General features: G+C 58.3%; 21 protein-coding genes. 6 read left to right on the plus strand and 15 right to left on the minus strand.

Going from position 1 to position 24449, the window contains the following annotated elements; translation table 11 throughout:
- Window positions 1–202: 202 nt before the first annotated feature.
- Entirely contained in the window at window positions 203–2314 is a 2112-nt protein-coding gene (locus GEOBRER4_RS14930) for a methyl-accepting chemotaxis protein (protein ID WP_185242977.1), read from the minus strand.
- Between the two features lie 439 nt (window positions 2315–2753).
- Here GEOBRER4_RS14930 and GEOBRER4_RS14935 point away from each other — a divergent pair, with 439 nt between their 5' ends.
- From GEOBRER4_RS14935 to GEOBRER4_RS14955, 5 genes are all read left to right on the plus strand, one after another.
- On the plus strand, window positions 2754–2891 hold the full coding sequence (locus tag GEOBRER4_RS14935) for a hypothetical protein (RefSeq protein ID WP_185242978.1): 138 nt from the start codon (window positions 2754–2756) through the stop codon (window positions 2889–2891).
- A gap of 15 nt (window positions 2892–2906) precedes the next feature.
- Window positions 2907–3590, plus strand: a complete 684-nt coding sequence (locus GEOBRER4_RS14940) for a DUF2845 domain-containing protein (protein ID WP_185242979.1) — start codon at window positions 2907–2909, stop codon at window positions 3588–3590.
- Between the two features lie 177 nt (window positions 3591–3767).
- The gene (locus tag GEOBRER4_RS14945) at window positions 3768–4574 is read left to right on the plus strand and encodes a hypothetical protein (RefSeq protein ID WP_185242980.1); all 807 of its coding nucleotides are present in this window, start codon (window positions 3768–3770) and stop codon (window positions 4572–4574) included.
- A 138-nt stretch (window positions 4575–4712) separates the two neighbouring features.
- Window positions 4713–5135, plus strand: a complete 423-nt coding sequence (locus GEOBRER4_RS14950) for a hypothetical protein (RefSeq protein ID WP_185242981.1) — start codon at window positions 4713–4715, stop codon at window positions 5133–5135.
- Between the two features lie 500 nt (window positions 5136–5635).
- Entirely contained in the window at window positions 5636–7450 is a 1815-nt protein-coding gene (locus GEOBRER4_RS14955; protein ID WP_185242982.1) for an NACHT domain-containing protein, read from the plus strand.
- Between the two features lie 370 nt (window positions 7451–7820).
- Here GEOBRER4_RS14955 and GEOBRER4_RS14960 read toward each other — a convergent pair whose 3' ends face one another.
- The gene (locus GEOBRER4_RS14960; protein ID WP_185242983.1) at window positions 7821–8081 is read right to left on the minus strand and encodes a GlsB/YeaQ/YmgE family stress response membrane protein; all 261 of its coding nucleotides are present in this window, start codon (window positions 8079–8081) and stop codon (window positions 7821–7823) included.
- Between the two features lie 277 nt (window positions 8082–8358).
- On the opposite strand from GEOBRER4_RS14960, the gene GEOBRER4_RS14965 reads away from it, so the two are divergent.
- Window positions 8359–9219 (plus strand): AraC family transcriptional regulator, encoded by an 861-nt coding sequence (locus tag GEOBRER4_RS14965; RefSeq protein WP_185242984.1) that lies wholly within the window; start codon window positions 8359–8361, stop codon window positions 9217–9219.
- A gap of 604 nt (window positions 9220–9823) precedes the next feature.
- Here GEOBRER4_RS14965 and GEOBRER4_RS14970 read toward each other — a convergent pair.
- From GEOBRER4_RS14970 to GEOBRER4_RS15030, 13 genes are all read right to left on the minus strand, one after another.
- The gene (locus GEOBRER4_RS14970) at window positions 9824–10117 is read right to left on the minus strand and encodes a hypothetical protein (protein ID WP_226377802.1); all 294 of its coding nucleotides are present in this window, start codon (window positions 10115–10117) and stop codon (window positions 9824–9826) included.
- Between the two features lie 385 nt (window positions 10118–10502).
- Window positions 10503–10709, minus strand: coding sequence for a DUF6290 family protein (locus GEOBRER4_RS14975; protein WP_185242986.1), 207 nt, complete (start codon window positions 10707–10709; stop codon window positions 10503–10505).
- A gap of 32 nt (window positions 10710–10741) precedes the next feature.
- Window positions 10742–11944 carry a bifunctional 3,4-dihydroxy-2-butanone-4-phosphate synthase/GTP cyclohydrolase II gene (locus GEOBRER4_RS14980; RefSeq protein WP_185242987.1) on the minus strand — a complete coding sequence of 401 codons (1203 nt, stop codon included), beginning with the start codon at window positions 11942–11944 and terminating at the stop codon, window positions 10742–10744.
- A gap of 205 nt (window positions 11945–12149) precedes the next feature.
- Window positions 12150–13058: an electron transfer flavoprotein subunit alpha/FixB family protein gene (locus tag GEOBRER4_RS14985; protein WP_185242988.1), complete on the minus strand. Its 909-nt coding sequence runs from the start codon at window positions 13056–13058 to the stop codon at window positions 12150–12152.
- Window positions 13059–13068: 10 nt separating this feature from the next.
- The gene (locus tag GEOBRER4_RS14990) at window positions 13069–13845 is read right to left on the minus strand and encodes an electron transfer flavoprotein subunit beta/FixA family protein (protein ID WP_085811865.1); all 777 of its coding nucleotides are present in this window, start codon (window positions 13843–13845) and stop codon (window positions 13069–13071) included.
- 13 nt (window positions 13846–13858) lie between these two features.
- Window positions 13859–15829 carry a heterodisulfide reductase-related iron-sulfur binding cluster gene (locus GEOBRER4_RS14995; RefSeq protein WP_185242989.1) on the minus strand — a complete coding sequence of 657 codons (1971 nt, stop codon included), beginning with the start codon at window positions 15827–15829 and terminating at the stop codon, window positions 13859–13861.
- Window positions 15830–15937: 108 nt separating this feature from the next.
- Window positions 15938–17281, minus strand: a complete 1344-nt coding sequence (locus tag GEOBRER4_RS15000) for an FAD-binding protein (protein ID WP_185242990.1) — start codon at window positions 17279–17281, stop codon at window positions 15938–15940.
- An 18-nt stretch (window positions 17282–17299) separates the two neighbouring features.
- Entirely contained in the window at window positions 17300–18112 is an 813-nt protein-coding gene (locus GEOBRER4_RS15005) for an electron transfer flavoprotein subunit beta/FixA family protein (RefSeq protein ID WP_185242991.1), read from the minus strand.
- A 167-nt stretch (window positions 18113–18279) separates the two neighbouring features.
- Complete coding sequence (gene sucD, locus GEOBRER4_RS15010) at window positions 18280–19206, minus strand: succinate--CoA ligase subunit alpha (protein ID WP_185242992.1); 927 nt, start codon at window positions 19204–19206, stop codon at window positions 18280–18282.
- On the minus strand, window positions 19203–20381 hold the full coding sequence (sucC, locus tag GEOBRER4_RS15015; RefSeq protein WP_185242993.1) for an ADP-forming succinate--CoA ligase subunit beta: 1179 nt from the start codon (window positions 20379–20381) through the stop codon (window positions 19203–19205). The genes sucD and sucC overlap by 4 nt, the downstream gene beginning before the upstream one ends.
- 338 nt (window positions 20382–20719) lie before the next feature.
- On the minus strand, window positions 20720–22756 hold the full coding sequence (locus GEOBRER4_RS15020) for a heterodisulfide reductase-related iron-sulfur binding cluster (RefSeq protein WP_185242994.1): 2037 nt from the start codon (window positions 22754–22756) through the stop codon (window positions 20720–20722).
- 49 nt (window positions 22757–22805) lie between these two features.
- Window positions 22806–23585: an enoyl-CoA hydratase/isomerase family protein gene (locus GEOBRER4_RS15025; protein WP_185242995.1), complete on the minus strand. Its 780-nt coding sequence runs from the start codon at window positions 23583–23585 to the stop codon at window positions 22806–22808.
- A 12-nt stretch (window positions 23586–23597) separates the two neighbouring features.
- A complete protein-coding gene (locus GEOBRER4_RS15030) occupies window positions 23598–24446 on the minus strand; it encodes a 3-hydroxybutyryl-CoA dehydrogenase (RefSeq protein WP_085811857.1) in 849 nt (282 codons plus the stop codon).
- Window positions 24447–24449: the final 3 nt, after the last annotated feature.

The following is a 24449-nucleotide window of genomic DNA, read 5'->3' on the forward strand; positions in this document are numbered from 1 at the left end:
ATCCTCCTTGGATTAGTTTTTTACAATCCAAAGAGTCTTGCAGAAAAGGAAGACATTTCAAGGAAGTTTACGCCACGGCTCCAAGTCGGACCGGAATAGGTCCCGAAGTTCGGCCGGCATGAAGTTTCTTCAGGGAATTCCGGGAAACATCTGGGGCCCCTCCCCCAGCGGGGGAGGGACAGGGTGGGGGATGTGGGGCGAATCAGACGGTGAAGACGCTCACCTTCTCGCTCAGGCTGTGGGAGTGGTCGTTCAGTTCGGAGACCCTTTCGTCGAGGCTTTTCGCCACGGTCATGTTGGCTATCGCCTGGCGTCTTACCTCCTCGATGATCTCGATGATCCGGTCGGAGGCGCTCTCCTGCTCGGAGGTGGCACCGGCCACCGTTTTCAGGCTCACCAGCGTCTCCATGATCGACTGGGAGATCTTGTCCGACTCCTGGGCCTGCACCGAGACCATCTCCTTCATCGACGTGATCAGCTCGCGCATCTCGCCGGTGGCGGTGATGATCCCTTCCGAGATCTCGCGCTGCTGCTCGGTGTTCTGGTTGATCTCGTTGGCCATGGCACTTACGTGCTGCATCGCGTCGGAGACCATGCCGATGCCGGTGGTCTGCTCATTCGCGGAGCGGGCGATGACCAGCGCGTTGTCGAGCGACTGCTCCGTGCGCAGGATGATCCCTTTGAGCGCCGCCTCCGCCTCTTGGGCGTCCGTGACCCCCGCGTCGACCTCGGCCGCGCTGCGCCGGGTAGCGCTGACCGCCGAAGTTGTGAGCCGCTGGATGGCCTGCACCATGTCGGCGATCTCGTTGGTGGAACCGGTGACCTGCTGGGCCAAAAGCCGGACCTCTTCGGCCACCACGGCGAAGCCGCGGCCGTGCTCGCCAGCCTGGGCCGCAAGGATGCTGGCGTTGAGCGCCAGAAGCTTGGTGCGGTCGCTGATGTCGTTGATGATCTTCACCACGCGCCCCACTTCATCGGAGACCGGCACCAGTTCGTCCATCGCCTTGATGGTCGCGCTCACCTCGGTGCGGATCCGCCCCATCCCGTCCTTGGTCTTGCTGATGGCGGCAAGCCCAACCACCACCGCCTCCTCCTTGACCGCACGAGCCAGCTCCGCCTGGTCCTCGGACCGGCCGTTGATCTCCTTGGCGACGGCGCTTACCTGGAGCGCCGAGGCGGCAACCTCTTCGGCCCTGCGGGTGACCGACGCCACGTTGTCCGCCACCGCCTGGAAGGAGGTGAGGTTTTTCAGCATCGCCTCCGTGGTCTGATCGGCCTTGGCGTCCAGGTGGTGGGTCTTGCCGGCGATGTCCTGCATGGTCGCCGAGATCTCCCCTGCCGAGGAAGAGATGTTGACCATGGAGGCCACCACCTCCTCGGTATCCCTGGTGATGCTGCGGATGGCGGCGTCGAGCTTCTCGTTGGCGGTCACTGTCTCTTCAACGGCGACGACCTGATGCTCGGCGGTGCTGCGGATCTGCTGCGACGATCCCTCGAGCGACCCCGCGGTGGTGTCGAGATGGCCCGACACGACAGAAATCTCGGTGATGGTCCCCTGGAGGTTCTCGGCGAAACGGTTGAAGGCAAGACAGAAGGTCCCCACCTCGTCGTCGGTCTGAACCGGGAGGCGCTTGGTCAGGTCGCCCCGCCCCGAGGCGATGTCACCCAGCATCTCGCCCACCGAGCGCAGCGGCCGCATGATGCTTCGGAAAAGGAACCTTCCCCCCAGGGCGAGCAGCAGGCAGACAACCACGACGACCGCGAGCAGCACGTCCTGCGAGAGCCGTTTCAGGGAAGCCGCCTCCGCTTCGTTCTTTTTGTAGGACCCCGTTATCCGGTCCCCCATCGTCTTCAACTGGGAGAGAAGCGGCTCGGCGTACTGGTAGTCCATCTCCTCCATCATCTTCGGCAGTCGCGGGTCGCCGTGCTGCAGCGCCATGATATTCAGCGTCGTCTGGCGCGTCTTACCGTACAGCTGATGGACCTGTGCGATGACGGTGCGTTCCGCCGGTGTAAAAAGGGGCGACGCCTGGATCTGGGTGAAAAGCGCCTCGACGGTCCTGTCCTGCTCCGCGAAGGCGTTCTTGTAGGTGGGGCTGCCGGTGATGATATAGTCATTGCCCGGCATTACGGCCTTATACGCCGCGAGCTCGAGAGTGGAGACAAGGTGGAGTTTGGTGGCTTCCTGGGTGAGGAACTGGAGCTGGTAGTTCAGGCGGCTCTGGGTCGTCAGGGACACCGCTCCCAGTGAGAGGACCAGCAGACATACTGCGAATACACCAATCTTGAACTTGGCTCTGATTGATACGCCCATCGGGTCGGAACTCCTTAGCGGGGATGGTCGGGAAATGCGGCGGTGACTCGTGCAACACCTCACCAAGTGTTATCGGCATCGAACCTCGGTTCTGTAGTGTTTTAATATGGATTGGAGAAAAAAGGAAGGAAGTATTTCAGTAGGTTGAGCAGCCGATGCCGCGAGCGCTCCATAGTCGATGGCCGCTGGCGGCACCCCCCGCCGGACACCTTTAGGAAAGTTAGAGCCTACCCATTTTAGTTTTCGTGTCAACCTGACACCCACCGCCATCTTCAATTCCCCCAACTGCTGCAACAAACCAGCACATCCCCAGCCTAACGATAGCCACAATTCCAACAGAATTAGCTTGATCCAAAGATCCCTTTAATTTAGATTGCCACAGGCAACGCACGCAGAAACAGATACGCCGCTGCTGAGTTGAGACACAAAGGGAATATCTATGACAGATGTAGAAGTGAAGATCGTGCGGACGGATGAGAGCGAGGTTGAGGGGATCCTTGAACTGCAGGATGCCAACCAGGCCAGAAATGGCGGCACCTTGTCCGCCAACCTCCCAGGCTCCCGTCAGTCTTGTTGAACCGGAGAATCGTCTATGAGACAGAAAAGAAGATCCGAGGCAATCGATCACGCCATCGGAATCTTGATGTCAGTGGTTATAGTGGTTGCCGCTGCACAGATAATGGAAGTAGATCTGACGACCTTTATTTTTGGCGCCGGGAAAGAATCGGCCCCGTCCTCTCAACAGATCGCATCTATGCCTTCACAGAAAGCATCAACACCCGCTTCGCAGGCCGAGACGCAAACAGATCCATCGGGTTACCAACGCTACACCGATAATAATGGGAATGAGGTAGTAGTTGTTCCGGCCCGATATGAAGCCCCACGTGCTGAACCGGCACCTATTCAAGCAGCACCTCAGCAAGTTTTGCCTCAACGATCACCGTTGCCCTCTCAGCAGGTCATTCCGGCAACCGTTACCCCCACAAAGGCCGCCCCACCGATAAATCTCGCCTTAGTTGCTATGAATGCAGCAAATGGCAATACCAGGATGAACGTATTTGAATCGTGCCGGTGCAGTAACGGTATAGCCACGAAAGGCGACTCAAGGGAAGAGGTGTTAGAGAAGTGTGCCCAGCCTGCGTCGCATCAGTATTCCAATAGACGGGACTGTGATGAGATCTGGCTATACAACTTTGGCGCTAACGAGTTCATGCAGGGCGTGTGTTTTAGTGGAGATCGCGTGAGCAAAGTTCTCAGTCTCGATTATGGCTATTGATAGCCTGCGTTTAGGTGAAGTCACCATGTGAAGATGAGGCCGCAGAAATGGCGATCATGAAATTGAGGATAAGTTACATAAGTAACCAACGTCCCTTCAGCTTCTTCACCGAAGGCATGAGGCGGCAATGACAGCTGCTTCCCAGCAGCTGAGACTAATTCATGCGAGGAGGGCCTTATGTATAGAGGAAGTAGAAAACATGTGCTGGACTGGACCGAGAAAGCCTCTTTTCTTGATGAACTGGCAGATCTAGTGTCACCTGCCCCTGTCAAATTTACACGACATCGTCAATATATGCCGCGTGGCAAAGCCCTTGCTGACGAGGCACGACTGGAGTCCTTCGGGCCGTCGTGGCTACCGGAATCAGATGTGTGGCATAAGATTCAGAATTGGTGGCTCGTCCATAAGGCGGGTGCCAATACTCCCAACTGGGATATTGCTGCAACGTGTGAGATTGAAGGACGTGCTGGACTTGTTCTTGTTGAGGCAAAGGCAAATTGGCCAGAGCTGAAAACAGTTGGAAAGCCTCGGCGGCGGGATGCGTCCGTCAAGAGCCAAGAGAATCATGATCGAATCGGATTAGCCATCGATGAGGCCTGCAAAGGTTGGCGGTCGCTCGATCCCCGCCTTTCGATGACCCTAGACTCGCACTACCAGTTGGCTAATAGGCTTGCTTTCACGTGGAAGCTTGCCACCCTTGGATTGCCTGTTGTCCTAGTTTATCTAGGCTTCACTGGCGATGAAGGCATCGCTGACGCGGGTCGCCCCTTCGCAGACGATGCTGATTGGCAAAAAGCATTTACTGCACATGTATCTCCTATAATTTCCCAGAGCCTTTTCGAACAGCGGCTAGAAATAGAAGGAGTTCCGGTCTGGCTTTTGAGTAGGAGCCGTAAAGTTCTCGAAGTTTCTCCTCGCCGCCCATACACCAAGGACAATCCTGGGGACAGAGCTGTACGCCAACAGGGCAAATTCAAGCTCTGACCCTCCGCCCGCATAAATTGACACAGCATCAGGATACTGGCGATTGCTGCTGAACCGGCAGGCTATCCGACCGCTGCCTAGCAACAACTTCTTTAGTCTCAAATTCCGGCTGACTACGTGAGCCTAAAGGAACGGAACATGATCGTAAGATTCAGCTTTAGGCTGCTGCTTATAGTACAAATTTTTCTTCTCTACGGATGTCTTTACAGAGGCGAGGGCATCTTCAAGAAAATTGGAGATTCCGATTACAAGGCGCAGCTGCATTTCCAGGGCCTTGTCGGTGTCGCAGATGGTGGCCTGACCGCCGTGAGCGGCATGGTGATGCAGGAAGATCACCTTACTCCCCTGAGAAACGTACCGGTACGCCTTAGAAGGAAGAGCGAACCGGGTGTTGTATCAAGGACTCAGACGGATAATGTCGGCAGGTTCTCCCTCACAGGGATCTTGTACAACGACTCGTACGTGGTGGAAATTGAGTCAGGACAGTACTCCGGCAGCAAAGAGATCGTCGTCAGCCCAAACCGCGTGAACTGTCATGAAATCTTTGCAGAGAGGCTTTGAGAACCGGGTTGGGAAGAAGCCTGAGGTGACGCAGAAGAATAAGGAAGCAAGTTGAAGAAAGCGATTCTAATAGCGGCAATAATTGGGTTGCTTCTCTTGACCACGTTAACGAACCACATGACATCTAGGTTTGTGATAGTAGTTATTTTTTCTCTTCTTACCGTTATAGTTACCTTTTCCTTCTGGCTGCTGACCGGACGTAGGAAGTCATTTGCAGTGGAGTTATTGTCTGAACGAAATCAGGGAAGAAACGAAGGATTGGCCACAGTTTTTATACTCCTTGTCTTTGGACTAATTGCTTACATCAACAACAGGTAGACCCGGCCGACAAGCAGGTGGAGAGTGCATGGGTGCTGGGCTTCAAATGGTAAAACTGCTATTCACGCTCTGCCCCTCCGTCCCCCTAGCCCCGTCGAAATGGACATGAGCAAGAATAAAGATTTGCCCCCAGGCTCATGTTAACAAGGGCCAACTTATCGAATCAGAACTGGAGGAGAGTAATGATTGCTGAAACTGCAACTGCACTAGCAAAAACTGCGCTGACGCAAGTGGTAAAGGATGGCTTTAAGAGCATCATCTCTGCAGGGTCAAAAAAGTACAACCAAGCCAAAATTGAAGAAATATCAGACAATATATACAAAAATATCTCTGAAATAAAAGAGGTAAAAACCATTTGGCAAACCAACAAAACAGTTAATATTACCGATTTTTACTGCGACCAATTCATAAAACATGGTACTTGCAGAAATATAGTACGTAGAATTAGCGACCTACCGAGCAATCGCTGCATTCTTATCGAAGGAATTGCTGGACAAGGCAAATCTACTCTCTTGAAATACTTGTCCGTGAACGAAATCAATAAAGGTAGATACATACCAATTTTCATTGAGTTAAAAAACATTAGGGAAAATAATAATTTGTTGTCAGTGATATCCTCTGTGACAAATGCGCTTGGCATAGGAAAGGTTGACTTAGATATTTTGTCTGAACTTTGTAATAACGACAGATGGTATTTCGTATTAGATGGTTTCGATGAGATCGCACACGACAAAAAGGCTGGAACTATTCTAGAAATAGAAGAAATATTACGCACAATAAAAACAATGAAAGTGGTAATTACATCTCGTCCAAATAGTGGGCTTGAAAACTCAACTTTATTCGAGGTAATAAAATTAGACCAGCTAATCAACGATGAATACAAAGCATATATAATGAAGCTGAGTGATAATACAGAAATGGGCACACAGCTTATAGATAAAATTGAAGCTCACAAAGGAGAAATCAAAAAATTACTTTGCACACCTCTTCTAATAACTCTCCTCGTGATAACATACAAGTCCAACAGCATTCTACCCGACAACCTTTCCGAGTTTTACGAGTCACTATTTGGCACCTTGCTTCAGCGTCATGACGGCGTCAAACCGGGCGTATCACGTAAAAAGAAATGCAATATCAACGATTTTGAAATAAGACAGATTTTCGAAGCCTTGTGTTTTGTTTCCAAGGCTAAGGATGATGTTATCTTTCCCTACAAAGATTTATACAAATGGGTGACGAAGGCAAGCGAATTGCAAAAAGTATCCATAAACCCAGAGTGTTTCATAGAGGATATAGTAGAAATTACCTGCTTGGTCCTCAAAGAAGGCGATGAATATCAATTTGTCCACAAAAGCATTAGAGAATATTTTACTGCTGCGTTTGTCCAATCAAATGAAGAACCTTTTGCTCTAAAATTTTATACTAACCGCCTCTCGTCTTTTCATAAATGGTCCCAAGAATTGCGTTTTTTAAGCGAAATCGACAAGTACAGATACATAAAACATTTTAGAATCCCGCAGATAGAAAATATCTTTGGGAGCTCTTTTCATGATTTCGAGTCCGGTCTTTTTACCCACGAGGCAGTTGCTGTTAATATCTTGAAATCGCTTGGCTTACTAATAACATCTTTCAGAAATTCGGTTTCAAACGGATTAGGTATGGATAAGAATTTTTCAGACTGTACTATACCAAATTACAATAAACATGTTGCCTCACTCTTCAAATTAATTAGGAAGTTTAAGGTATATCATTCACGAGACAATAAGTTCATTATTGAGTATGATGACCATACTTACGAAGTAGAAAACGAGCATGCATCTGGAGATAAGAATAATTTTTATTTGCATTTTGATACTTTGTATGCCAATAAAGTTGCAAAAGATCAAATTTATTCAGTCATTTCTGATGTAATTTCATCCCTTAGATCCGAAATGCATGCGCATATTGAGTACATCAAGCATGAGTCAAACAAGTATGAAATGCTAGATGAGATATGAGAGGACATTTGGACTAACGGTGGTAGGCTAGACATCAGGACAGTCGCGCCTCAGTTGAGTTATTATTGCAACGCTGCACTACAACCATGCCCACTTCGAGTAGCAAATCGACTATGTCCCACCTTTCCTCTACCCCCCAGACCGCTCCAGACGAGAGGGAGACTGGTCTGTTGGTTGAGTTACGGCGTCTCCCATCCTTAGCGACACATTGTGTCGCTTCCCCCTGGGAGCAGGAGGGGACGTAGGTAACTTATTTAACTTATGACGGTGAGGAAATGGTGGGACGGGACGTGATTAAGTTGCGCAATTACAGGCTACTTTGCCAGCCGGGAAAACAGCTGGAAAAGTAGCCTGCATATGAAGCCAGAGTTTAGCCGCGGTGCGGGTTCCTGATGACTCGATAGAGGACCAGGAGAATAATCGCGCCCACGATGGCCAACACAATGCTCAACATGTTGAACCCGGTAATCGATCCTATCCCGAGCATGGAACCTATCATACCGCCCAGGAATGCCCCTGCGATACCAAGCAGGATCGTCATGAAGATCCCGCCGGGATCATCGCCGGGCATCAACAACTTCGCTAGTGCTCCAACCACCAGACCTAATATGATCCAAGTTAAAATTCCCATTGTTTACCTCCCGCGCCTTTCGCGCTTCCTGGGGCACCTCTCTCTCCATATCCTGCTGTCCCCGCGTCATCTCTTCTCGTCACGTTACGGTGCTAAGAATATTGTAATACTCGCGCCAGCAGAAAAGAAGAGTAAAGACGTTTAGGGAGGTCGGATTGGGGAGTCCAGGGGGACGTTGTCGGTCAGGTTTGCGGCGCGGAAGCATTTGAGCAATTACGGTCAGGATTCTCTCTTGAAGTTGGTGTAGGATGAGCAACGAATCGAGAGGGGAGATGAGATGGACAAGGCAAAGGCATACGCAGAAAGGTTCGACAGGGTGTTGCGCTACATCGAGCGGCACCTGGACGAGCCGTTGACGGTTGAACGGTTGAGCCGGGTGGCGCATTTCTCGAAGTTCCACTTCCACAGGCAATTCTCGCTCTACACCGGCATCGGAGTCTTCGCCTATACACGGCTGCTGCGGCTTAAGCACGCTTCCTACCGGCTTGCCTACCGCAGGGAGGAGCGCATCATCGACATCGCGCTCGACGCCGGATTCGACAGCCCGGAAGCGTTTGCCCGCGCCTTCAAGCAGATGTTCGGACACTCCCCCTCTCAGTTCAGAAAATCACCCAAATGGCAGCCCTGGCGGGAGCGCTTCCGGCTGCCGACCATCGAAAGGAGAGGAGACATGGACGTAAATATTGTGGAGTTCCCCGAGACGCGGATCGCAGTGCTGGCGCACCGGGGTGCGCCGGAAAAGGTGGACGACTCGGCGCTTAAGTTCATCGAATGGCGCAAGCAAAGCGGGTTTTCGCCGGTGAAGCAGTGCCGGACCTTCGGCCTTGTCTACGACGATCCCGCGGTTGTCGAACCGGAAGAGTTCCGCTTCGACATCTGCGGCGAAGTGTCGCAGGAGGTGCCGGAGAACCCGCAGGGGGTGTTCAACAGCGTAATCCCCGGCGGCAGGTGCGCGGTGGCGCGGCACCTCGGCTCTCACGACCGAATCGGCGACAGCATTTATCCGCTCTATCGCGACTGGTTCCCCAAAAGCGGAGAGGAGCTGCGGGACTTCCCGCTCTTCTTCCACTACCTGAACCTGATGCCCGACGTGGCCGAACACGAGCTGGTCACCGACATCTACCTGCCGCTCAAGTAGTTGGCCCCTGTCGCGGGTGTTAAGTTGTGCATTGCGATCTACATCTCATATACCGCGATATGTAACTCGTGCATTGCTAGCTGTAACTCATGCACCACGATATGTGATTTGCACACCACTTTATGCAACTCGTACAGTGCGGTCTGAAACTCATACACGGTGGCCTGTAATTCACATATCACAGCAAGAAACTTGAACATCGCGTTATGTAAGCTACACATAGCTGTGGGTAACCAGCACATTGCTAGCAGGTATCTCATGCCTCAGAGCATGTAACTTGCACATCGTGTTATGTATCTCATGCACCACGATATGTAACTCACACATCTCGATGTGTATCTCATGTATCGAGATGTGTAACTCGTATACCGCGATAGGTAAGTCATGCATCGCGGTATGTAAGTCATGCATCACGATGGGTAACACTTATATCGCAAGGGGTAACACGCATACAGCAGCGGGGTGAACTAGAAGGCAGGGGAAATAGGAGTTTACGCGCGGGCGACGGCTTCAGAGATATCTGGCTGCAAAGGGAAGTAAGTGAGAGGGAAGATACGTTGAGGGGGGTGCCTGACGCCCCCCCCAGTTCAACCTTTTTTCGAGCTCAGGTACCGCTCCCACCTTGTTCCTGTTCGGCCGTAGGTGCGCCAGGGGCTGCGGGAACTGTCTTGGACCTCGCGTGTCCCCTTCTCTCTTTGGCGCAATCGAACCCGGAGGCGACAAGGATCTCGGAATTGCGAACAGCGGCCATTTCCAGGAGGAGCGCGATCTCGTCCAGTTGAATGACGAGTTGTGCCTGGAGTACCTCGCGTTCGGCAATCACCAGTTTGCTCCCCAACATCGACTCGTGATACACCGCATCGTGCTTCGCAGATGCCGCAAGGTACGATTGGAGCACCCCAGGACTCCCCGCCCAAATAGACTCTGGAATCCTGGTTTTGTCAGCCAGAGAAGTTGCTACCCTCTGGTTGAAGGCATGAAACGCCGTTGGCCCGATTTGCCGATAATTCCGCAGTAGTTGCTGCCCCATCTCGTACCTCCCTTCCTCCGCCTGAGTTAAGCGCAGGATCCTGGATGATTAGAAAATTTCAATCTGCAATTCCCGTTGAGCATACAACGCAGCGGTAGCTATGCAAGTAAGTGGAGACAAAAAGGGAGATGGTCAACCTGTGCGCCCTCATCCCAACCCTCTCCCAGAGGGAGAGGGAGTGTGGACGGAGTTGGTGTGTATGGGTGTAGTAACGCTGGGGGTGTTGCGTGAGCTATGCGGAATTGCAGCGGAATCAGGGCGAACGTAGAGAGGAGCGGCTTCTCGTGCCCCTGCGGCGGCGCAGCAGGGCAGGCGAGCCGAGGGCATCCCTCATCAGCTCGGACATGGTGGTGTTGTGAAGCTCTAGCAGACGGGTAAGATACTCCAGCTCCTCGTCGCTTACCCGGACCGAAATTATGTGCCGCCGCTGGCGGCCATCATTGCTTTCCATGTAGTCCATCTGCTCTCCTACTGGCACGTTCTTCCGTCCCGTCAGATGAAATGCAACAAATGCCCCATCTTCTCCCGCTTGGTCTTGAGATACCTCGCGTTTTCACTTCCGGGGGGCAGCTCCAGCGGCACCCGTTCTTCGATGCCGATCCCGTATCCTGCAAGCCCTACCAGCTTCTTCGGGTTGTTGGTCATGAGCCGGATCTTCTTTATGCCTAGGTTTGAGAGGATCTGGGCGCCTATGCCGTAATCCCGCATGTCGGCCTTGAACCCCAGGGCAACGTTTGCCTCGACCGTGTCCTTGCCCTGGTCCTGCAGCGCATAGGCCTTCAACTTGTTGGTCAGTCCGATGCCGCGCCCCTCCTGCCGCATGTAGAGGATCACCCCCCTCCCCTCGGCCTGCACGTGCTGCATGGCCAGGTGCAGTTGGTCGGCACAGTCGCACCTGACACTGCCGAAGACGTCGCCGGTCAGGCACTCGGAGTGGACCCGCACCAGGACCGGTTCGTCCCCCCCTATGTCACCCTTGACCAGGGCAATGTGCTCCAGGCCGTCCACGTCGTTTTCAAAGCCGACGGCGCGGAATTCGCCGAACTGTGTGGGGAGACTGACCTCGACGCAGCGGCGGACCAAAGACTCGTGCTGCATCCGGTAGGCGACGAGGTCGGCGATGGTGCAGATCTTGATTCTGTGGCGCAGGGCGAACTTCTTCAGGTCGGGCATCCGGGACATGGTGCCGTCTTCGTTCATGATCTCGCAGATTACGCCGGCGGGCTCGAGCCCGGCCAGACGCGCCAGGTCGACGGAACCCTCGGTCTGCCCGGAGCGGACCAGGACGCCCCCTTCCCTTGCGCGCAGCGGGAATACGTGTCCCGGCCGCGCCAGGTCGGCGGCGCAGGCGTCGGGGGCCACGGCGGTGAGAATGGTGTGGGCGCGGTCGGCGGCGGAGATGCCGGTGGTGACGCCGCGGCTCGCCTCGATGGAGACGGTGAAGGCGGTGCCGAAGGAGGAGGTGTTGTCCCGCACCATGGAGGGGAGCGCCAGCCTGTCGCAGCGCTCTCCGGTCATGGTGAGACAGATCAGCCCCCGCCCGTGCATGGCCATGAAGTTGATCACCTCGGGGGTCACGCACTGGGCGGCGATGGTGAGATCGCCCTCGTTCTCGCGATCCTCGTCATCGACCAGGATGACCATCTTCCCGGCCCGGATGTCCTCGATTGCCTCGGCTATGCTGGCGACTGACATGGCTCTTACCCCCTTTGTTAAAATCCCCGTGTTCTTCATGATCAATCAGATTTGTATCCGTGTTATCCGCTAAATCCGTGTGCGACGCCCTTAGAAGTTCGGCCGTGCGGCGGAGAGCTTGCTCCGCCGCACGGCGCTGGTCCCAGGCAGTGTCCCGAGCCAATTTCGCTGGGGCTTTCGCCCCACTTCGGATTCCTTCTTCCGGCTACGCGGCGCGCAGCTTCTCCATCAGCACCGGGGCGAGTTGCAGTACGTCGGCTACTACCATTACGTCTGCGGCCTCGCTGATGGGGGCGTCCTTGTCCTTGTTGATGGCGACGATGAAGTCGGATTTCTTCATGCCGGCCAGGTGCTGGATGGCGCCGGAAATGCCGCAGGCGACGTACAGCTTGGGCGACACGGTCTGACCGGTGGTGCCGACCTGGTGGCTGTGCGCGACCCACCCGGCGTCGACCACCGGACGGCTCGCCCCCAGTTCGCCGCCGAACGCCTTGGCCAGCTCGGCGATGATGGAGACGTTCTCCTTCTTGCCGACACCGCGACCGGCGCTGACGATGATCTCGGCCCGGCCCAGATCGACGTCCTTTTTCTCCGCGGGCTCGTAGCCTACGAACTGCAGCTTTGTGCTACCGGCGGCGTCAATTGCCTCGACCTGCGCGCTTCCCGACGCCTCGACCGCGTTGAAGGCGCCTGCCTGGATGGTGAGTACGGCGCGCGCCCCCTTGGGGGATACGGTGCGGCGCAGCTTGGCGTTGCAAAGCGCCAGCTCGAACTTGCCGTCGACGATGTTGACGATCTCGGAGACCTGCCCCACCTTGAGCGAGGCCGCTACCCTGGGAGCCAAATCCCAGCCGTAGGAGGAATGCACGAACACGACGTAGTCGGGATTCTCCTTCTGGATCGCCTCCAGTACGACCTGCTTGTGCAGGTCCGGGTTGTACTCGCCGAACTTGTCGACGTCCGCAAGGTACACCTTGGCGTCGACCTTGGGCGCATCTTTACCGACGAGGACCAGGACCTTCTCGGCGCCAAGCCGATCGGCAAAGGCCACCAGCTCATAACTGGTGTCGAGGATCTTCCCTTCCCTTTGTTCACAGACAAGCAGTGCTTTCATGGCTCACCTCCTATTTCACGACCGTAGTCTTTTCCTTGAGAATCCCCAGCAGGCGATCGGCGATCTGCGCCAGATCCCCTTCCAGCACGACGGCGGAGCCGGTCTTGACCGGCGGGTACAGCTTTTCGGTGGCAACCGCCGGCTGTTCGCTCAAGAGATCCGCAGCCGGGACAGTCAGGAATTCCTTCTTCTTCGCCTTCATGATGTTGGGAAGGGTCGGGTAGCGCGGCACGTTCAGGCCGAGCTGGCAGGTGACCAGGGCCGGAAGCGGGAGCTTGACCACGCTCTTCACCCCGCCTTCGAGCTCCCTCTTGGCGGTGACCACGCCGTCGGCATAGCCGAAGCCGACCAGGGTGGTGGTGCAGTTGTGCCCGAGCCTTTCAGCGACGGTCACCCCTACCTGGGCCGAGCCCCGGTCCTGGGACTGCATCCCGGTGAAGATGACGTCGAAATCTTTCCCTTTGGCGAAGGAGGCGATGATGTCGGCGATCTGCCAGGGATCCTTGCGGCAGCTGTCCGGGTCCTGGACGTGGACGGCGCGGTCGCACCCCATGGCCAGCGCCTTCTTGAGCGCGTCCCCCACCCGGTCCGGCCCGATGGAGAGGACGGTGACGTCGGGGGCGTCGCCCAGTTGCTCCTTGAGCTGTACCGCCTGTTCCACCGCATATTCGTCGTACTCGTTCATCCGGTAGGCGAGATCGGCTTCGTCGTACCAATCGCCGCTCCCGTTGACCTTGAAACGGGATTCCATATCCGGTACCTGTTTGATGCAGACTAGAACTTTCATTTTTGCCTCCTATCTAGTTGATTGCCTCGGCCATTACCTCTGCTATGTCTTTCACCCGCACCTTTTCCGCGCCCTGGTCCTTCAGGCCGTCCTCGATCATGGTCATGCAGTAGGGACAGCTGACGCAGATGGTGTCGGGCTGCTGCTTCAGCGCCTCGTTGACGCGGTCGTGGTTGATCCTCGTGCCGGTCTGCTCCTCCATCCACATGCGCCCGCCGCCGGCCCCGCAGCAGAAACCGTTCTCCTCACGGCGTTCGAACTCCGCTGGAGCGGCGCCGGTCGCGGCCTCGATCACCAGGCGGGGTGCTGTATAGGTGTCGTTGTGGCGCCCCAGGTAACAGGAGTCGTGGAAGAGGGTCTTGCCCAGATTCACCCTTTTGGCCGAGTTCAGTTTCCCCTCCTGCACCAGCCTCGTGATCAGCTCGCTGTGGTGCAGCACCTCCAGTTCCAGGCCGTACTGCCGGTAGTCGTTCTTGAGCGTGCTGAAGCAGTGCGGGCACTGGGTGACGATCTTCATCACCCCTTTCTCCTTGAACTTTGCCACGTTCTCGCGGGCCATCCGGTCGAAGACGAACTCGTTCCCCAGGCGCCTCACGCTGTCCCCGCAGCAGAGTTCCTCCCTGCCGAGGATGCCCCAGGTGACGCCTGCCTTGTCGAGGACGGTGGCGAGGGCCACGGTGGTCTGCTTGGCGCGGCTGTCGAAGGAACCGGCGCACCCTACGAAGAAGAGGTATTCGGTCCTGCCGGCTACAAACTCCCTATCCCCCAGGAGGTTCGCCCACTTGCCCCGCTCGGTGGGGGCGATCCCCCAGGGGTTGGAGCGCTGCTCCATGTTCTCGAAGAGGTTCAAAAGTTCTTCCGGGAACCGTGCCTTTTCCTGGACCAGGTGGCGGCGCATCTTGACGATCTTGGGCATGTGCTCGATGAGAACCGGACAGACCGAAAGGCAGGCGCCGCAGGTGGTGCAGGACCAAAGTGCGTCCTCGCAGCTGGTACCCTCGGCCTTCTCCCCGATGAGCGGGAGCTGCTTCTCTCCGGAGTTGGCGACGCCGTTCTCCAAGAGGTTCACCTTGATGTCGTGGATGATCCGGCGCGGGTTCAAAGGCTTCCCGGTGTTGTGGGCCGGACAGAGGTCCTGGCAGCGCCCGCACTCGGTGCAGGAGAGGGAATCGAGGAGATCCTTCCAGGAGAACTGCGTCACCTCGCTCACCCCGAAGCGCTTGCCGGCCTCGAAGCTCTCGCGCGGCTGCACGTTGGGCTTCTCCAGGCTGCGGAAGTAGCAGTTGGGAATGGCGGTGAGTATGTGCATGTGCTTGCTGCGGGGCAAAAGGTTCATGAAAAGAAGGAGCACCACGGCGTGCACCCACCAGGAGCCGGAGGCAATACCTTCGAGCGAGTCTTGCGGCATCCCCTGCAACAGGGAGGCTACAGCACCCGAGACCGGCCTCAACGCCTGGTCCGCGCCCAGGGCGATCTGGGCGGCGTTCAGCAGGAAGAAGGCGACCATCAAGGTGGCGATAAGGGCTAGGATCAGGAGCGCCTCGCCGCTGCAGGCCTTGGTGTAATCGTTACCAAGGTACGACGGCGCGAAGAAGAGCCGGCGCACGAGCGCCACCGCGACAGAGACCAGCGCGATGAGGGAAACCACGTCGAAGGCAAGCGCAAGGGCGTGGTACAAAGGGGCCGGTAGCGCCGAGAGCGTGAAGCTGGGAAAAAGTCCCTCCGCAAGGAATGATGCGTTTGCGACCAGGAGCAGCATGAAGGCCCAGAAGAGAGCGAAGTGGTTCAGGCCGTAGGGTCTTGCCAAGACCCTCTCCTGGCCGAAGGCGTACCGGAACATGCCGGCCAGCCGCTCGCCGGGCCTGTCGAAGCGATCCTCTGAGGCGCCGACGGCGACCAGTTGCAGGCGCTGGTAGCAGCTGAAGCAAAAGGCCACGACGGCGATGACGAAAAGCGGCAGAAAATACAGTTGATTGTTTGGCATGACTACCTCGAAAATCTCATGGTTCAACTGGGTTTAAATCCCCCCAGCCCCCCTTTTACAAAGGGGGGAGAGTGCTGTGTCTCCCTTCGCAAAGGGGAGAGGAAAAGATCACACCGCGATCCGGTCGGGGACTGACCCGCCGCGCTCCCCTTTCATTTGGCGGACCCTGCGCGTCAACGCCGGGATCACCTGGAACAGGTCTCCCACTATCCCGTAGGTAGCCACCTGGAATATGGGGGCTTCGGGGTCCCTGTTGATGGCTATGACGACGTCGGAATCCTGCATCCCCACAAGGTGCTGGATAGCCCCGGAGATGCCGCAGGCTATGTAGATCTTGGGACGCACGGTCTTGCCGGTCTGCCCAACCTGGCGGCTGTGCGGCATCCACCCCGCGTCGACCGCGCTTCTTGAGGCGCCGACGACGCCGCCCAGCTCCACTGCCAGCTCGTGCAGGAGGGCGAAGTTGTCCTTGTTCATCAGCCCGCGGCCGCCGGAGACGATGATCTCGGCGCCGGCGATGTCGATGTCCTTGCCCCCCTTGTCGCTTATGGTCTCGATTACCTTGGCAAGCACGTCCTGCTCCCGCAGGTAGAACTGCTCCAGGATCACGACGCCCTTGCTGCCGTCCTTACGCTCCGGCATGGCCATGACGTGGGGCCTGACCGTCGCCATCTGGGGACGGAAGCGGTCGCACATGATGGTGGCCATGATGTTGCCGCCAAAGGCGGGGCGGGTCTGCATCAGGTTACGCTTGTCGTCGATGCCGAGGCCGGTGCAGTCGGCGGTGAGACCGGTCTTTACCACGGTGGCCACGGCACCCGCCAGGTCGCGCCCCTGGCCGGTGGCCCCCATGAGGATCACCTCGGGCTTGTGCTTTTCGACCAGGTGGCAGACGGCATCGGTGAAGGGCTTGGTCCGGTAGTCCTTGAAGACGCTCTCGTCGAGGACGATGGCCTGGTCAGCGCCGTAGGCGAAGGACTCGTCGCAGAGGTGGGCGACATCGTGCCCGATGATGAGGGCGGAAAGCTTCACTCTGAGCTTGGCTGCCAGTTCCTTCCCGGCGCCGAGGAGCTCCCAGGAGACCTTGGCGGCCTCGCCCTGGTACTGTTCGATGAAGACCCAAACGCCACGGTACTGCGCCAGCTTGGCGCGAAGCTCCTTCTCCGCCGGGTCGAGCTCCTCCTCGACGGCGCCGTGCTGGGCCTCCCACTGTTTCAGCAGCTCCAACTCCTCGGGGGTGTAGAACATCTCCAGCGCGCCCGCGGCACAGACTTTCACGCACTTGGCGCAGCCGATGCACTTCTCGACGTGGATGGAGGGCTCGCCTGCCTCGCTCATCAGGATGCCGCTTACCGGGCAGGAACTCTCGCACCGGGCTCCGCAGGCGATGCACTTGCCGGCCACCAGCCGTGCGATGCCGCGTGGTTTCTTGATCTTCTTGTCGTTTTGCATCACGAACTCCTTGGCGAACTAGAAAGCTAACAGGTCCTTGGCCAGCATCTTGTCAAGCAGCAGATGCGCGGTTCCTTCCGGATCGTTCACGCCGTCCCCGATGATCTCCCCCTGGTCCCGCTCGGGAGAGAAGATCTTGCTGACCCAGGTGGCCGAACCCTTGAGCCCCACCGTTTCCACGTCGAGCTGCAGCACCTGGTTGTCCCAGAGCGCGACCGGCGTTTCCTGGGCGGCAAGGCGCATCGGGACTGTCGGGTAGCGGGGCCGGTTCAGCTCGCGCACCGCGGTTATCACCACCGGCAAGGGCGCTTCCACGATCTCGTGCCTTCCTTCCAGCCTCCTCCTGACCCGGATCCTCTTGTTGGGGACGTCGAGCCACTCGATGCGGTCCACCAGGGTGAGTTGGGTGAAGCCAAGCCGTGTGGCGATGCCGGGGCCTACCTGCGCGGTGTCGCCGTCGATGGTCTGCTTGCCGCAAAAAACGATGCCGACCTCTTCCTCCTGCCCCAGGCGCTCTATGGCCGAGGCCAGCACCTGGCTCGTGGCCAGCGTGTCGGCGCCGCCAAAGGCCCGGTCGGAGAGAAGAATCGCCTGATCCACGCCCAGCGCGCACGCCTTCTTGAGGGTCGCCTCGGTGTTGGGGGGGCCCATGGAGATGGCGATGGCCTTGAGGCCGTAGCGGTCCTTGAGCGCCAGCCCCTCTTCGAGGGCATGGGTGTCGTAGGGGTTGACGATGAAGGGGATCCCCTCCCTGACTAGGGTGTTGGTGACCGGGTCGATCTTCACCTGGGTGGTATCTGGCACCTGTTTGATGCAGGAGATCACAAGCATGACCTTCTCCTTCGGTTGGACTTCGATCTTTATCTTAGAGGAGAAAATCCCCCCTGTTCCCCCCTTTGCGAAGGGGGATTTAGGGGGATTTGCAGTTGATGCAGTTGCTTCAGTTGGGGCTAGGGGGACAGGCACCAGGCGGAGCCAGTCCCCCTTCCCGCTATCTCCTACGATGCCGCGGCTGCAGCAGGTGCATTTACGTAGTGATGTGTCGCCTTGGAATCCGGGCGGTAAACCTTCATCAACGCCTGCGCCATCTCGGCGGGGGTGGCCGCCACGCTGATGCCGCAGGACTCAAGGATGGCCACCTTCTCGGCTGCGGTCCCCTTGCCGCCGGAGATGATGGCGCCGGCGTGCCCCATCCTTTTTCCCGGGGGGGCGGTGCGACCCGCGATGTACCCTGCCACCGGCTTGGTCATGTGCTCTTTGACGAAGTAGGCGGCTTCTTCCTCGGCGCTGCCGCCAATCTCGCCGATCATGATCACGGCCTCGGTGTTGGGATCTTCCTCGAACATCCTGAGACAGTCGAGATGGCTCGTGCCGTTGACCGGGTCGCCGCCTATGCCGACGCAGGTGGACTGCCCCAGGCCGTAGCCGGTCAGCTGCCAGACCGCCTCGTAGGTGAGGGTGCCGCTGCGGGAGACGACGCCGACCTTGCCCGGCCGGTGGATGTACCCCGGCATGATGCCGATCTTGCACTGGCCCGGGGTGATGACGCCGGGGCAGTTGGGACCGATCAGGCGGGTCTTCTTACCCTGCATGTATTGCTTCACCTTGACCATGTCGAGGACCGGGATCCCCTCGGTGATGCAGCAGACAAGATCGAGGCCGGCGTCGATTGCTTCCATGATGGAGTCGGCGGCAAACGGCGGCGGCACGTAGATGACGCTCGCGGTGGCGCCGGTCTTCTCTACCGCTTCGGCGACCGTGTTGAAGACGGGGAAGCCGTCGACGCTGGTCCCTCCCTTGCCGGGGGTAACGCCCCCTACCATCTGGGTGCCGTACTCACGGGCGCCCTGCGCGTGGAAGAGGCCGGTGGCCCCGGTGATGCCCTGGGTGATGACCTTGGTGTTCTTGTCGACTAAGATGCTCATGCTCTCCCCCCTTTGGCGGAAACGGCCATCACTATTTTCTGGGCGGCGTCGGCCATCCCGTCCGCGGCGACTATGTTCAGCCCGCTTTGTGCCAGAAGCTCCTTCCCCTTCTCCACGTTGGTCCCTTCCAGCCGGACCACCAGGGGAACCTTGAGGGCAACCTGGCGCGCGGCCTGGATGACGCCGGTGGCGATGACGTCGCACTTCATGATGCCGCCGAAGATGTTGACCAGGATCCCTTCCACGTTCTTGTCGGAGAGGATGATCTTGAACGCCTCGGTGACGCGCTCGATGGTCGCCCCGCCCCCGACGTCCAGGAAGTTGGCCGGATCGCCGCCGTAATGCTTGATGATGTCCATGGTGGCCATGGCGAGACCGGCGCCGTTCACCAGGCAGCCGATGTTGCCAGTGAGCGAGATGTAGGAGAGGTCGTGCTGCGAAGCCTCGATCTCGTTGGGGTCTTCCTCGTCGAAGTCGCGCATGTCGCCGATCTGCAGGTGGCGGAAGAGCGCGTTGTCGTCGAAGCCGAACTTGGCGTCGAGCGCCAGGAGCTCCCCTTCGCCTGTTACCACCAGCGGGTTCACTTCCAGCATGGCGCAGTCGCAGGCGACGAAGGTGGTGTAGAGGTTCTCGAACATCTTGACCGCTTTTGTCACCTGTTTCCCTTCAAGTCCGAGATTGAAGGCGATCTTGCGGCATTGGAACTGGGTCAGCCCCACCAGCGGGTCAATGGTCTCGGTGAAGATCTTATCCGGGGTCTTGGCCGCCACTTCCTCGATGTCCATCCCCCCTTCGGTGGATGCCATGACCGCTACCTTGGAGCTGTTGCGGTCGACGACGAGGCTTATGTAGAGCTCGCGGGCGATGTTGCAGCCGTTCTCGACCAGGACCCGGTGCACCACCTTCCCTTCCGGGCCGGTCTGGTGGGTCCGCAGGGTCATGCCCAGCATGTCGCGGGCGATCAGCTGCACTTCGCTGGCGCTCTTGGCGAGCTTCACGCCGCCCCCCTTGCCGCGGCCGCCGGCGTGGATCTGGGCCTTCACCACCCAGGGCCCCTCGCCGAGCCGCTTGGCCCACTCACGGGCGCTGGCGCCGTTATAGCAGACATGCCCGTCCGGGACCGGCACGCCGAATTTTCTCAATATCGCTTTTGCCTGATACTCGTGAATGTTCATCGGTATCCTCCAAGGCCAGGTGATCCTGCGGTGTGCTCCCTTCCTTCGGGAGCTGTCAACCGGCGGGATGGACCGGCCTCCTCTTGATGTGCATTAAAGTACTTTTTTACCATTATGAGCCGACAAAAAAGGCGCTCCGTTTTTCATGGAGGATTAAGCAGATGGTTGTTTCTCCTGATACGCAGTGTCATCGGTACCATCCCTCCTTTCCCCGCCCAACCTCCCACTTATTCGCTTTAACGGCGCAGAGGCATCGCACGCGGATGACGCGGATCTAAAAACGATAACTTCAGATCAAACAAACCCACCTTCCTAGATTTAATCTGATTTTATCCGCGTTATCCGTTACATCCGTGTGCAATGCTCTTAGTCGTTGGATGCCCAACCGACGAGACCACCTTTTCCACCAGGATCTCCGCGATGTCTCTTGGGACCAGCAGTCCGTCCAGCTCGGCTCCCTTGATGCCGTCCTCGAACATGGTGAGGCAGAAGGGACAGTTGGAGACCAGCATGCCGGCGCCGGTCGCGGAGGCCATCTGGGAACGCTTGACGCTGATGCGGCTCCCAAGCTTTTCTTCGGCCATGATGCGGCCGCCGCCAGCTCCGCAGCAGAAGCTTTCCGCCTGGCTCCGATCCATCTCGCGGATGGTGCCTCCGGCCGCCTGAACCAGCTCGCGGGGAGCCTCATAGGTGTCGTTGTAGCGCCCGAGGTAGCAGGAATCATGGTAGGTGCACTCGAAGGTGCCCGGGGTCAGCTTCAGCAGCCCCTCCTTGATGAGACGGTTCAGGAAGGTGGTGTAGTGCTCAGTCTCGACGTCGAAGCCCAGGTCCCGGTAATCCTTACTGAGCGTGTTGAAGCAGTGCGGGCAGGCGGTGACCACCTTCTTCACCCCGTACTCCTTGATCATGGCGATGTTCTCGGCGGCGAGGGTCTGGTACAGGTACTCGTTACCCATCTTCCGCATCGGCTCGCCGCAGCACTTCTCTTCCTTGCCCAGGATGCCGACCTTGATGCCGGCGGCGGCGCAGAGCTTCACGAAGGCGGTGGCGACCTTGATGTTCCTTTTGTCGAAGGAGGCGTAGCAGCCGACGAAGTAGAGTATGTCGACATCGGCACAGTCGGACATAAGCGAGACCGGCAGGTCCTGCGCCCAATCGCCGCGGGAAGCGAAGGCGAGCCCCAAGGGATTGCCGTTGACCTCGACGTTGCCCATGGCGGTGGTTACCTCCTCACCGGGGAATTCCCCCTCCATGAGGACCAGGTTGCGCCGGACGTCGACCACCTTGTTCACATGCTCCACCGCGGCGGGACAGATCTCCTGGCAGGCGCGGCAGGTTGTGCAGGACCAGACGGCGTCTTTTCCGAGCGTCTCGACCAGGTTGTCTTCGGCTTCCCCTCGTGCGATCTCCCCTACCTGGTCGATGACCTTCATCGGCGAAAGCGGCTTGTCGGTGCCGTGGGCCGGGCAGCGGTCCTGGCAGCGCTTGCACTTGGTGCAGGCGTCGGTGTCGAAGATGTCCTTCCAGGTGAGATCGCCGAGCTTGGCGGCGCCGAAGCTCTCCGCGTCCCCTTCCATGTCCAGCGTCACCAGCGCCCCCTTGGGACCCAGCGGCGCAAGGAAGTAGTTGGCCGAGGTGGTGAAGATGTGGCGGAACTTGGTGAAGGGGATGGAGCAGATGAAGCCGGCGACCAGGGCGAAGTGCAGCCACCAAAGCGCCACATGCAGCGAACGGAGCCCCTGCTCGGAAAGCCCCGGAAGCAGGTTCGCCACCAGGAGTCCCACCGGGGACCAGTAGGCGAGCTCGGGCTGGTAGACGAGCTCGGTGGCCGCCATGCGCGCACCCTCGATGAGAAAGCCGGTGATAAGGATGGCGAAAAGAAGGCCGTGCATGATGGCGTCGTCGCGGCTGCTCTCAAGGCCTGCGGGGCGCACCAGATAGCGGCGCACCGCGAACCCGGCCAGCATCAAGGTGGCGGCAAGGCCCGCCAGGTCCAGGACCAGCGAGAAGAGCTTGTAGAAGCTGCCGGTGAGGAAGCGGATATGGAAGAGGAGATCGGTGCCGTCGGCCTGCAGCGCCACCAGGGCGGTCCCGATGAAGAGGAGCGCAAAGGACCAGAAGAAGAAGCCGTGGGCGAAGCCGGGGGCCTTGACCCTAAGCACCTTTGACTGCAGCAGGACGTTTTGCAAGAGCATCTTTACGCGCTCGGCGCGGTTGTCGGTCCTGTCCACCGGCTTGCCCTGGCGGTAGATGGCGAGGCGCCGGCTGCCGTAGTAGGCGAGCAGCCCCAGGGCCGCGAAGGTGACCAGGTACATCGGGACCAGCACCGCCGCCCCGTGGCCTATGTTCCAATAAAGTTCGCGCGTAGCTTCCATGATCTACTCCTTGATATCCCCTACCCCCCCGCAGGTGGAGGGGGACTTTTTATGCACCCACGAAGGCCGGTTTCCTCTTTTCGATGAAGGCCGTCATCCCTTCCTTCTGGTCCTTTGTGGCGAAGAGCGAGGCGAAGTGTATCGCCTCGTACCCCAGCCCCTCGGCGACGCTCATGTCGAGGCCGGCTTTCACGGCGTCCTTGGCGTGGGCGACTCCCAGGCGGGAGTTGCCGGCGATCTTGCCGGCGGTCGCCAGGACCTCGGTCATGAGATTCTCGGCCGGGAACACGCCGCACAAAAGCCCCCAGCTCTTCGCTTCGGCGGCGGTGATCAGCCTGCCGGAGAAGATCAGCTCGTTGGCACGGCTGCGGCCGATCAGTCGCGCCAGGTTCTGGGTGCCGCCGAAACCGGGCATGACCCCCAGGGTGACCTCGGGGAGGCCGACCTTGGTGTTCTCGGAGGCGTATGCGAAATCGCAGGCCATCATCAGCTCAAGCCCCCCTCCGAGCGCGAAGCCGTTGACGGCGGCGATCACCGGCTTGGCTATCTTCCCGATCAGCGTCATCAGTTGCTGCCCCTTGCGGGAAAAGGCAAGCGCCTGCTGCACGTCGTAGTTCTTCATCTCGGCGATGTCGGCCCCGGCGACGAAGGCCTTCTCGCCAGCACCGGTAATGACGACCACCCGCACCTCGCGGTCCAGGGCGAGCACCTCGAAGGCGTGCAGCAACTGGTCCAGCACGGCGTCGTTCAGACTGTTCATCGCCTTGGGACGGTTGATCTTCAGCAGCGCGACCCCGTCGTTTTTCTCCAGCAGCAGATCTTGATACATGGCGCACCTCTTTTATGCGTAGTTGTAGAAACCTCTGCCGCTCTTTTTCCCCAGGTAGCCGGCCTCGACCATCTTGGCCAGAAGCGGGCAGGGACGGTACTTGGGATCCTTGAACCCCTGGTAAAGCACCTCCATTATGGCAAGGCAGGTATCGAGGCCGATGAAGTCGGCCAGGGTGAGCGGCCCCATGGGCTGGTTGGTACCGAGCTTCATCGCCTTGTCGATGTCTTCCACCGTGGCGATCCCCTCGAAGAGGGCAAAGGCCGCCTCGTTGATCATCGGGATCAGGATACGGTTCACGATGAAGCCGGGGTAGTCGGCGGAGACCGCCATCTCCTTGTCGAGCCGCGTCACCAACTGCGAGATCGCCTGGAAGGTTTCCTCGCTGGTGGCGAGGCCGCGGATCACCTCGACCAGCTTCATGACCGGCACCGGGTTCATGAAGTGCATGCCGATGACGCGGTCCGGTCTACCGGTCACGGCCGCTATGCGGGTGATGGGGATGGACGAGGTGTTGGAAGCGAGGATCGCTTCGGGCTTCAGGGTCTCGTCGAGCTTTTTGAAGATCTCCAGCTTGAGCGCCTCCTTTTCGGTGACCGCCTCGATGGCCAGGTCGCAACCGGCGAGGTCGTTCAGCGAGCGGGTGGTGCGGATCAGCCCCATCACCTGGCTTACTGCGGCGGCGTCCAACTGCCCCTTCTGCACCTGGCGCTCCAGGTTCTTGGCGATCCCGGCCTGGGCCTTGGCGAGCTGGGCGTCGGCTATGTCGTAAAGGAAAACCTCAGTTTCGCGCTGGGCCAGCACCTGTGCGATACCGCTTCCCATCTGCCCCGCGCCGAGTACTCCGACCTTCTTGATCATGAC

It is taken from the genome of Citrifermentans bremense, from assembly GCF_014218275.1.
Lineage (GTDB): Bacteria > Desulfobacterota > Desulfuromonadia > Geobacterales > Geobacteraceae > Geomonas > Geomonas pelophila.